Raw genomic sequence first — 10,775 nt, 5'->3', positions numbered from 1 at the left:
GCCGCCCCCCCCGCCCCCCCCCCCCACGCCGAGGCGGCGCCTGCCGAGCCCACCGTCCCGGACGGGACCGACCTGATGCCCGACACCGAGGTGACCGAGGGCGCCGACCTGCTCGCGCAGCTGAGGGCCCTGATCGCGAAGTTCGTGATTCTTCCCTCCGAGCAGGCCCTGGACGCCGCCACGCTGTGGGTCGCCGCGACCCACCTGCAGGGCTCGTGGCAGCACGCTCCGCGCCTGGCGGTGGTCGGCCCGGCAAAGCGCTGCGGCAAGTCGCGCCTGCTCGACGTGCTCGCCGAGACGGTCCACCAGGCGATGCTGACGGTGAACTCTTCTCCGGCCGCCATCTTCCGCTCGATCAGCGAGGAGCCGCCCACCCTGCTCGTGGACGAGGCGGACACGATCTTCGGCAGCCCGAAGGCGGCGGAGAAGAACGAGGAGATGCGTGGCCTGCTGAACGCTGGGCACCAGCGCGACCGGTACGTGCTGCGGGTGGTCGGCAACGACCACACCCCTCGCCAGTTCCCCACCTTCGCCATGGCGGCCATCGCCGGCATCGGCGACCTCCCCGACACGATCATGGACCGCTCCATCGTGATCCGCATGCGCCGCCGCGCCGAGGGCGAGCGCGTCTCTCCGTACCGCACCAAGCGCGACCGCCCCGCCCTGCACGCGATCCGCGACAAGATCGCCCGCTGGACCGCACCCCTCGCCGACCAGGCTCTCCACCTGGAGCCGAGCATGCCGGTCGAGGACCGCGCCGCCGACACCTGGGAACCCCTGGTGATCATCGCCGACCTCGCCGGAGGCCCCTGGTCCCGCCTGGCCCGCCAGGCGTGCAAGCGCATGGTCGACGCCGAGGTCCAGACCGAGGAGGACAACCCCGGCGGCGCGCGGATCCTCGCGGACATCCGGCGGATCTTCCACGCCGCCGGTGAGCCGGACAGCATCGCCACCGACCAACTGCTGTTCAACCTCAACGGCGACCCCGAGGCCCCCTGGGCCGAGACCAGCCGAGGCGGGCTGACCCCGCGCGGCCTCGGCGCGATGCTCCGCGAGTTCGACATCTCCTCCGGCAACGTCCGCATGCCCGACGGAACCCAGCGCAAGGGCTACCTGCGCAACAAGTTCCTCGACGCCTGGCGGCGCTACTGCCCCGCAGTCCACCCCGTGAACGCCACCGCAGCGGGCAGCAGAGGCTGACCACCCTCCCCGAAATGCCGTCCCTGCCGTCCCTGCCGTAAAACCGCAGGTCACCGCACCTGCCGCCAAGACGGAACGGCACCCCAAGACGGCAACGGCATCCGCACCAAGACGGATCAGGCCCCATGCCAAGACGGCAGCCGTCCACTCCCGCCAGCGCCCGCCGCCGCCCCCGTCCGGGGCGTGAGCGGCGGGCCCGGTGGCGGGACGGGAAACACATCCGTCTTGTGCCGTCCCAGCCGTCCCTGCCGTAAAACCGCAGGTCAAAGGCCATGCCTCCGGGACGGATACAAGCCCCAAGACGGATACCGCACCGGCCTGAACCCGAGCTCCGCCGCGTCCAAGGCACCACCCGGGCAGCCGAATCCGCCCCAGCCCACAGACCGACCCGCAGCACCAAGACGGCAAGACGGCAAAGACGGCAATCCCACAAACCACCACCGCCCGACCCGCGAGGACCACTTCCGCATGACCTCCACCACCCCACCGCGTCTGCCCCGCCCGGACGCCGTCCTCGTACAGGCCGCCATCGCAGGCGCCCTGTCCTTCGCCCACCTCCACGACATCGCCGAAGCCGCCGGACAACACGGCTGGAAAGCCTGGGCCTACCCCGTCTCAGTCGACCTGCTGCTCGTCGCCGCCTGGCACCGCATGCGAACCCTGCGCACCACCGGCCGCCCCGCCGGCACCGCCTGGACCTGGTTCGCCATCGCCCTGACCGCCTCCCTCGGCGCCAACGTCGCCACCGCCGGCCTCCTCGACCTCGCCCACGTCCCCGCCTGGCTACGGATCCTCGTCGCCGGATGGCCCGCCCTCGCCTTCTTCGGCGGCACCCTCCTCGCCCACAACACCACCGCCACCGACCCGAAGCGCGCCGATGGCGAACTCCCGCTCCGCGAAAACCCCGAGCCTGCACCGGCAACCGAGTCCGCACCGGTGACGGACGCGGAGCAGGGCGACCTGCCCGCCGACGAACCGGTGCTTGAGCCCGACGACGACGTCCGGCCCGACAGCCGGGAACCGGTGGTGGGCACCAAGCGCACCGGCCGCAAGCCCGCCGCCTCGATGGACGAGCTGGCCGAGATCGTCCGGCCTGCCGTCCAGGAGCACGGCCCCACCCAGGCCGTGATCAGGACAGTCCTGCGCGAGGCCGGCATACCCATCGCCAGCGACCGCCTCGGCAAGCTGACCCAGCGCTTCAAGGACGAAGAGGCCAGGCAGCAGGCCGCCGCGCAAGCCAGCGCCTCGGCGGCCTGAGGCCCGCGCCGCTCGCCCGAGCACCGGACCGCTTCCGGACCGGGCGAGCGGCCCCTCACCGAAGCTGACCGACGCTCACCGGAACTCCCCCAGCGTCCATCCGGAGACCCCGGAAGTCCTGAACCGGCGACGTCTACACCGGAACTCCGGCACCGCCAAACCCCTCTTCCGCCGGACCATCACCCGCATCCGGCGAACGCCCCACCAGCCGACAACCCCCTGCCCTCACAGAAGAACCGGAAGATCCCCGTGCCCGACCAGCAGCACCACCTCGCCCCTGCTTCCGCCACGCCCGAACAGGAAGCACAGCCCTGCGGAACCGGTAGCGACAAGCCCGGACGTGGTGGCATATTCGCCCGCGTCAAGCAGGCCCTGCCCTGGAGCGGCCACGGTCACGACGACGACGGAGCAAGCTGGGGCAAAGTCCACAACGCCGTTGGCGCCGCGGACTTTGCGCTTGACCCCGCCCCAGGGGTGGCGGGGCAGGACCGGCGCGAGGGCGCGCCGGACCAGGAGGTCATGACCGAGGGCGGCCATGATCAGGACGAACTTCCCCCGTACGACACCGAGCTGCACAACGACATCGACGCCGAGCGTGCCGACGCCGACGACCGCGTCGTGCGTGAAGCGCCGACCGTGACCCCTGCCGAGTTCATCCACGAGCGCGTTCCGGTGCTCGACCGCCCCGCGCTTCCGGTGGACGACAACACCGCTCCGCTTGCTGAACGCATGTACCGGCCGCGTTCCGGAACCAAGCGCGACGACCAGATCACCTGCTCGGTCGAGCCGGCAGAGAAGGAACTGCTCGACTTCGTCGCCACGAAGCTCAAGCGCTCTCGATCCGCGTTCCTCGCGGATTCCGCCATGAGCGTCGCCCAGGCGTACATGCGGACCGGCCGCCTCGATGCGTTCGTCCCCATGCCCGACTACGAGGCCATCGCCCTCCTCACCGAAGCGATCGGCACCCACCAGCGGGCAATCGACCGGGCCGGCAACAACCTCAACCAGCTCATGGTCGAGGTCTACAGCGGCCCGATCCCCGAGCGCGCCATGGAAGTCCTGACCGAGCTACACGCCTGCGCGACCCAGGCCCGTCACGCTTACCAGCGCGTCCTGCCGGGAGGCCGCCGTGGTGCCTGACGTCTCCACCGGCTCGCGCACCCGCGGTCTGCTCTCCTACCTCTTCGGCCCCGGCCGACGCGACGAGCACACCGACCCGCACATCGTCGCCGCGTTCGCCATGCCCGGCCTGCCCGACCCCGGCCGAGCCCCCCTCGACCAGCACCATCAGCTCCTCGACCAACTGGCTGACTACCTTGACCAGCCCGTCCGCGCCCGCGAGAGGCGCCTGGGCGCGACCGTCCCGCAGCACGTGTGGCACTGCCCTGTGCGCACCGCCCCGGGCGACCGCTACCTCACCGACGCCGAGTGGGCCGAGGTCGCCCGCCGGATCGTCCACGCCACTGGCATCGCGCCCGATGGCGACGACAAGGGCTGCCGGTGGATCGCCGTACGCCACGCCGACGACCACATCCACATCATGGCCACCAGCGTCCGCGAGGACGGCCGCCGCCCCCGCAACAAGCGCGACGGCCAACGCGCCCAGGCCGAGTGTCGCAAGATCGAGAAGGAACTCGGCCTGCGCCAGCTCAACTCCGGCGACCACACCGCCGCCCCGATGCCCACCAGCGCCGAGCAGGCCAAGGCCCAGCGCACCGGCCACCAGCAGACCGCCAAGGAGTGGCTGCAGGAACAGGCCCAAGCCGTCGCCGCCGCCGTCCGCGACGAGCAGGAGTACTTCTCCACCCTCACCGCCCTCGGCATCCAGGTCCGCTACCGCATCGGACCCGAGAGCGGCGACGTCATCGGCTACAGCCTCGCCCGCCCTGGCGACGTCAACGCCCAAGGCGAACCCGTCTACTTCGGCGGCTCCAAGCTCTCCCCCGACCTGTCCATCAACCGCCTGCGCGAACGCCTCACCACCCAGCAGCCCACCACACCCGCACAGGGCACGATCGAACCGGACCGCTGGCGACAGGCCGAGACCACCCTGCGGGAGACCGCCCGCTTCGCCTACCAGGACCAACACCACCCCGACGTGCCCGGCATTGACGCGTTCGACAACGTCGTCCAGGCCCAGGCCGCCGCCTTCGGCGAACTCCTCCACACCGCCGCCCTCACCGCACCCGCCCACACCCGCGCCGAACTACGAGCCGCCGCAACCGCGTTCAACCGCGCCACCCGATCCAAGGTCCGTGCCGAACACCAGCAGGCCGCAGCCCTCCGCACCGCCGCCAAGCAACTCCTGCACACCGCCGGCTCCGGCGAGGACGGCGCCACCGCCGCCGCCCTGCTGTCCACCGCCGTCTTCGTCGTGATCGCCATTGCCCGCTGGCACCAGACCCAAGGCCACCAGCAGCAAGCCCACGCCGCCCAGCAGTCCCTCGTCCACCTGCGAACCGCCTACCGGCAGACGGCCGAGCCGGTCATCGCCGACCTCACCCGCCGCACCCCCACCCCCAAGACCACCGACCGCCTCGCCGCCCAGGTCCAGGCCGCCGTCCCCGACCACGCCCAGCGCATCCTCGCCGACCCTTCCTGGCCCGCCCTCGCCACCGCGCTCGCCCAGGCCGAATCCTCCGGCCAACCACCCCGCCGAGCCCTCGCCGAGGCCGTCCAGCAACGGGAACTCACCACCGCCGACCGACCGGCCGAAGTCCTCCTCTGGCGCCTGCGCAACGCCACCGCCGACCGCATCGACAAGCGCGCCCAGGCCGCCCGAGCCCACACCACCAGCACTACCGCGAAGGCCGCGCCCACCACGCCCGCCGTGCCGACCAGCCCCAAGGCCGCCAGCGATCCCACCCGCCGACGCTGATGCTCACGTGCCTGAACCGCGCCCCCAAGTCACACGAACGCCCGTGCCATAGATGTCGGTTCGATGTCTTCTCCGGTGGCCGGGAACCACCCCGGCCGCCGTGCGTCTTGTGTGCTTGCCAGCCGTCACCCGACACCGAAGGGCCCCACTTGACCAACCCCAGCACCGACCACGACGGCCACCACAGAGCCGTCATCCGCGCCGTCCCCCACCCCGGCGAACTCGACGCCCGCGGCATCCCCATCACCTGCCCCGACTGCCGCGCCCGCCGGGACTGGCTCCTCCTCAACGTCCGCCACCAGGTCTTCGTCCGCTGCCGCTGCGCGACCGAGTGGCACGAGCCCGACCTCACCCGCGCCTACTTCGACCTGCACTTCACCGCCCCCGAACACGAGTGGGACGACTACGGAACCGCCATGCGGGCACTTGCCTTCGACGGCCTGCTCGCCGGCACTACCTGGTCGTGACCCGCAGCCTGAGGCTCGCCTACACAGCGGGCCTCAGGCATTCCAGGGCCGGCCCACGAACCAGCAGCACCTTCCCGGACAACGCGGTCACTGCCAGCTCCGGTCCGAAAGCACTACACCGTGGCCCCCAGCATCGGTACGGTAGCGATCCGTAGTGGCTTCAACACGGCACCGGGGGCCAGCGTGGGGGGCAACGGCATCACGTTCGGCAAGTTCATCGCGCTCCGTCGCGCCGAGATGGAGTGGACCCAGCTCCGCCTCGCCACTGAGCTCGACCGCAGCGAGGTCTGGATGTCCCTGGTCGAACGGGACTTGCAGCAGGTGAAAGATCTGACCCTGCTCCGGCGCCTCGCGGAGGTACTGAGCTGCGAGCTCAACGAGCTGATGGCCTTACCGCAACCAGCCGCAGACCGGCCGAGGTCCCGCCCCCGCAAGTCCACCTCGGCTACGCTGACGAGCAGTTCCGCTGCCGAGGAGGACGATGTGCGACGCCGCCCGTTCCTGACCCTGGCGGCTGCCGCCCTGTTCACCCCGGTTGCCGGCCAGCAGGCCGCGCACGCCGAGGCAGCCTCACCGCTGGCCGGCCTGGAGGACCTGCTGCTCTACGGGACAGGGCGGGTTCCGGCGCCCCGCAGCGAGCCCACCCACGAGACAGTCGCCGCCTCCCTCCTGACGTCCCGTCGCGAGTTCAAGGCAGCCAAGTACGACGCGCTCGCTGAGGCTCTGCCGAGCCGGATCGCTACCGCCCAGATGGTCGGCAGCACCGAGGAGCGGGCTCGCAACGTCGCCCGGCTCTACAACATCGCAGTTCGGCTGTGCATCAAGATCGGTGACAACAACCTGGTGGCCATCACCGCCGACCGCGCGCTCACCGCCGCCCGGGACGGCGGCGACCCGCTAGTGGTCGCCGAGGCACAGCGGATGGTCTCCAGCGCCTGGCGCCGCCAGGGCAGCCTGGCCCGAGCAACCGACATCGTGGTGGTCGCCGCCGAAGACCTCCTCGCCGACACCGCGGTCCCCGAGTCTGCCCGCCTGGCCGCCCGCGGCGACCTGTACGCCACTGCGGCCTATACCGCCGCGAAGACCGGCGACCGCACCTACGCGCACTCGCTGATCCGTGAGGCTGCCGACAGCGCCGCAGCTGCCGGCCGGGCTTCCGGCCTGGTCGACGGCATCCAGGGCGTCGCCCTGCACGAGTTGTCGGTGCATTACGAGCTTGGTGACGCCGGCCGAGCAATCGAGCTGGCCTCCACGATCGACCCCACCGCGCTGCCGACCGCCGAGCGGCAAGCCCGGTTCTTCACCGATGTGGCCCGTGCGTTCGACCAGTGGAACAAGCCCGAACAGTGCTACCGGGCTCTGCTGGCCGCCGAGGAGGCGGCCCCGCAGGAAATCCGCCGGGGTGCCGTCCGTGACCTTGTCACCCCCTTGCTTCGGCACGAGCGCAAGCTGCCCGGCGTACGGGACTTCGCCGCCCGAGCGGGCGTTCAGATCGTCTGACCCGTAGCCGGACTACGTGCCGTAGTCCGGCTACGGTTCCAGGCTTCCGCCCGGCAGTTCACTGGGGAACGTCCACTCCTCCCCCTGCTGCCGAAGGCCCTCCCATGCCAACGCCCAGCACCTCCCCGCCGCCCGACAACCGGCGGCACGCCGCCCCAACGGATCGTGACCGGCTCGGCGCCTTCCTCACCGCATCCTGGGCCGCCTTGCACCTGCCCGTGCTCGCCCTACTTGGCCTGGCTGTTCATAATCAGCCGGCTGAGGCCAGCCCCCAGGTTTCGGCGACCGCGCCCGATCTGCCTGCCTTCTGAGGCACCCGGAGGCCGTCGCAACGGCCCCTCCCCTTCTTCCTCGCTCGCCCGAGAGGAGATCCAGCCATGCACCGGCTGACCGACGCGCCTGCGCTGAACACTGAGCTGGAGCGCATCGACTACCGCACCACACCCGCGTACTACTTCGATACCGAGCACGTCACCGACCCGGTCGTGCTGCACCTGCTGAACTGCTGCCCGACCGTGTTCGGCCTCAAGAAGGCCATCACCGACCTGCTGGCCGGCAACCTGGACGTCTCGCTGCCGGAGGCGACCGGGACCATCGAGCCCGGCGCCACCGTTCGGGGCCACGTGATCGTGGCTCCCGGAGCCGTCATTGCGGAAGGCGCGTTCGTCACCGGCCCGGTGCTTGTCTGCACCGGCGCGGTGATCGAGGCCGGCGCACGGGTGCGCGACAACACCGTCGTCGGTCCCGGTTGCCAGATCGGCTTCGGCGCCGAGGTCACCCGCTCCCTGCTGACCGGCGGGGTCTTCATGAAGCACACCAGCTTTGTCGGGGACTCCGTGCTCGGCCTCGGCGTCAACATCGGCGCGTTCGTGTCCACCACTGGCCTGCGGGTCACCTCCGGGCCGGTCGTTGAACCGGCCACCGAAGAGGTCTGCGCCCACCTCGACGGCCGCCGCATCGCCACCGGCCAGACGAAGTTCGGCGCGGTGATCGGCGACGGCGTGATCGTTCCCGCCGGCACCGTGCTCCAGCCCGCCACCCTGATCGGCGCACACACCCTGCTCTACCCGAAGACCCAGGTCGGGGGCTTCTTCCCGGCCGGAAGCCAGGGAAGGTGACCATGCCCACCACCGACACCACCACCATGACCGACCAGCGGGCCGTGCGGATCACCGGGGGCCGCCGCCTGGTCGGCACCGCCGCCGTCCAGGGCAGCAAGAACATCGCCCTGCACCTGTACGCCGCCGCGATCCTCGCCGACGACCCGCTCACCCTGGCCGGTGCACCCGAGATCCTGGACACCCTGGTCGTCGCCGACATCCTGCACCGCACCGGCACCCGCGCCACCGTGGCAGGCGACGAGTTCGCCACCCGACCGGCCGACTCCTACTTCCCGGTTATCCCGGACGACCTCGGACGGCGCATCCGCACCACCGCGGTGATGGGCGGCGCCCTACTGGCCCGCGCCGGCAAGGTCACCTTCCCCACCCCCGGCGGGGACGCCTTCTGCGCCCGCTACATCGACCGGCACCTGGCCGCGATGGAAGCCGCCGGGGCCGAGGTCGAGGTGAACCGGGGCCGGGTGCGGGCCCGCTTCACCGGCAAGCGGCTGCCGTTCATCACCGACGCCGAGACCCGCTCGTGGGGGCCGAGCCTGGGTGCGACGGTCACCGCGATGCTGCTGGCCGCCCGGACCCCGGGCACCTCCGCGATCCTCAACCCCAGTGTGGAACCCGAGGTCACCCACACCGCCGCCCTGCTCTCGCAGGCCGGCGTCGGCATCGAGTGGCGGGGCGGGACGGCTCTGAACGTCACCGGCACCGACCGCATCCGGGGCGGGGTGTTCACCGTGCCGCCGGACCGGCTGGAGGCCGCCACTCTCGCGCTGGCCGCCGCCATCACCGGCGGCACCGTCCACCTGGACGGCTTCCCGCCGGCCGCGTTCCCGGACGGGCTGGTGTCGGTGTTCGCCGACGCCGGAATCCAGCTCGACCCGCTGGACGGCGGAACGGCGGTCAGCACCCCGGCCGGGCCGCGGCCGGTACAGATGGCCACCGGCCCGCACCCCGGCTTCCCGACCGACGTGCAGCCACAGCTGACTGCCTTCCTCACCCAGGCCGAGGGCACCTCCCGCATCGACGAGCGGATCTACACCCAGCGCGACACCCACCTGCCCGCCCTGGCCGCGTTCGGCGCTGCCGTCAACGCGACCGGCTCGGCGATCACCGTCCGGGGCCGGTCCGCCCTCAACGGCGCCAGCGTGGCTGGGGAGGACATCCGGGCTGTGACCGCTCTCGTGATCGCCGCCCTGGCTGCCGAGGGCACCTCTACGATCCGAGGGATGTATCACCTGCGGCGCGGATACGGCAGCCTGCTGCCGAAGTTGGCCGCGCTCGGTGCCCACCTGACGATCGACCAGGAGTAGCCGTGACCAACGCCGTGCCGTGGAAGCCGAACGCGCTCGCCGACCTGCGTGATTGCCTGGACTTGATGACCGCAGACGGCACTGTGCCTGGCGGCGTCATCGCCCATGGCACCTTCGACACCGAGCCCGGCTACCTGGCCTCCGGCGTCGTCGCCCCCGAGTGCGGCGACGCCCGGCCGGGGCCGGACACGGTGTACGACGTGGCCTCACTGACCAAGGTCCTGGCCACCTGGCCGCTGGTCGGCACCTCCCTCATGGACGGCTTCACCCTGGACACCCCGATCCGCGACCTGCTGACCGGCATCCCGGCCGAAGCACCCGGCGGCGAGGTGACGGCCCGCCAGATCCTGGCCCACACCTCCGGCCTGCGGGCCGACACTCGCCTCGACCGATACCGGGGCCGCACCGAGCCGCTGGCCGAGCTGATCTGCGGCGAAGACCTGATCGCTGAGCCCGGAGCCGGTCACCGCTACATCAACCGCGGCTTCATCCTCCTCGGCCTGGCTCTGGCCCACTACCGCTGCCAGCGCCTGGACGAGCTGGCAGCAGAGCTCTGGCAGCACCTCGACCTGACCAGCACGACCTACGGACCGGTGCCCCGCTCCGCCCTGGTCGCCCCGACCGAGCAGCGGCTGGCGGGCGGGCCCCGGCTGTGGGGGATGCCGCACGACGACAACGCCGCCCTGCTCGGCGGAGTCGCAGGCCACGCCGGGGTGTTCACCACCCCGGCCGACCTCGCCGCCTTCGCCACCCACCTGCTGTCCTCGCACGCCACCGATGGGCCCCTGGGCCGCTGGCTCGCCCACAGCATGCAGCCACAGGCCGAGATCGAGGCGGGCCTCGACCGTGGCCTGGCCTGGATCCTCGCCGACGAGGGCAGGGTGGCCTACCACCACGGCTTCACCGGGACCAGCCTCTACCTCGCCCCGGCCACCGGCCGCTACCTGGCCATCTGCACCAACGCCGTCTACCACCACCAGGACAACCGCACCCGTCTCGCCCCGCTGCGGACCCTCGCCCTGAAGGCGATCACCGACGAACCCTAGGA

9 protein-coding genes are annotated in these 10,775 nt (G+C 71.7%); all 9 read left to right on the top strand.

Going from position 1 to position 10,775, the window contains the following annotated elements:
- On the top strand, nt 1-1,200 hold a 1,200-nt coding region (locus ACFV4G_RS15230; protein WP_380440309.1), incomplete at its 5' end, for a DUF3631 domain-containing protein.
- 468 nt (nt 1,201-1,668) lie between these two features.
- The gene (locus ACFV4G_RS15225) at nt 1,669-2,457 is read left to right on the top strand and encodes a DUF2637 domain-containing protein (protein WP_380390152.1); all 789 of its coding nucleotides are present in this window, start codon (nt 1,669-1,671) and stop codon (nt 2,455-2,457) included.
- A gap of 249 nt (nt 2,458-2,706) precedes the next feature.
- The gene (locus ACFV4G_RS15220; RefSeq protein WP_380390150.1) at nt 2,707-3,597 is read left to right on the top strand and encodes a hypothetical protein; all 891 of its coding nucleotides are present in this window, start codon (nt 2,707-2,709) and stop codon (nt 3,595-3,597) included.
- The gene (locus ACFV4G_RS15215; protein WP_380440307.1) at nt 3,587-5,335 is read left to right on the top strand and encodes a relaxase/mobilization nuclease domain-containing protein; all 1,749 of its coding nucleotides are present in this window, start codon (nt 3,587-3,589) and stop codon (nt 5,333-5,335) included. Before ACFV4G_RS15220 ends, ACFV4G_RS15215 begins: the two co-directional genes overlap by 11 nt.
- Before the next feature lie 149 nt (nt 5,336-5,484).
- Nucleotides 5,485-5,802, top strand: a complete 318-nt coding sequence (locus ACFV4G_RS15210; protein ID WP_380390146.1) for a hypothetical protein — start codon at nt 5,485-5,487, stop codon at nt 5,800-5,802.
- Between the two features lie 120 nt (nt 5,803-5,922).
- Entirely contained in the window at nt 5,923-7,302 is a 1,380-nt protein-coding gene (locus ACFV4G_RS15205) for a helix-turn-helix domain-containing protein (protein WP_380390144.1), read from the top strand.
- A 377-nt stretch (nt 7,303-7,679) separates the two neighbouring features.
- Nucleotides 7,680-8,420, top strand: coding sequence for a hypothetical protein (locus ACFV4G_RS15200; RefSeq protein ID WP_380390142.1), 741 nt, complete (start codon nt 7,680-7,682; stop codon nt 8,418-8,420).
- Between the two features lie 2 nt (nt 8,421-8,422).
- A complete protein-coding gene (locus tag ACFV4G_RS15195) occupies nt 8,423-9,727 on the top strand; it encodes a UDP-N-acetylglucosamine 1-carboxyvinyltransferase (RefSeq protein ID WP_380440304.1) in 1,305 nt (434 codons plus the stop codon).
- Nucleotides 9,728-9,729: 2 nt separating this feature from the next.
- Entirely contained in the window at nt 9,730-10,773 is a 1,044-nt protein-coding gene (locus tag ACFV4G_RS15190; RefSeq protein WP_380390140.1) for a serine hydrolase domain-containing protein, read from the top strand.
- The last annotated feature ends 2 nt before the right edge of the window (nt 10,774-10,775 follow it).

It is taken from the genome of Kitasatospora sp. NPDC059747 (genome assembly GCF_042732955.1).
GTDB lineage: Bacteria > Actinomycetota > Actinomycetes > Streptomycetales > Streptomycetaceae > Kitasatospora.
Note: the sequence above shows the minus strand (reverse complement) of the source record. Positions and strands in the feature narration are given on the sequence as shown.

Coding starts and splice junctions, on each gene's coding strand:
- ACFV4G_RS15200 (WP_380390142.1), top strand. CDS start 7,680: ATGCACCGGCTGACCGACGCGCCTGCGCTGAACACTGAGCTGGAGCGC.
- ACFV4G_RS15225 (WP_380390152.1), top strand. CDS start 1,669: ATGACCTCCACCACCCCACCGCGTCTGCCCCGCCCGGACGCCGTCCTC.
- ACFV4G_RS15195 (WP_380440304.1), top strand. CDS start 8,423: ATGCCCACCACCGACACCACCACCATGACCGACCAGCGGGCCGTGCGG.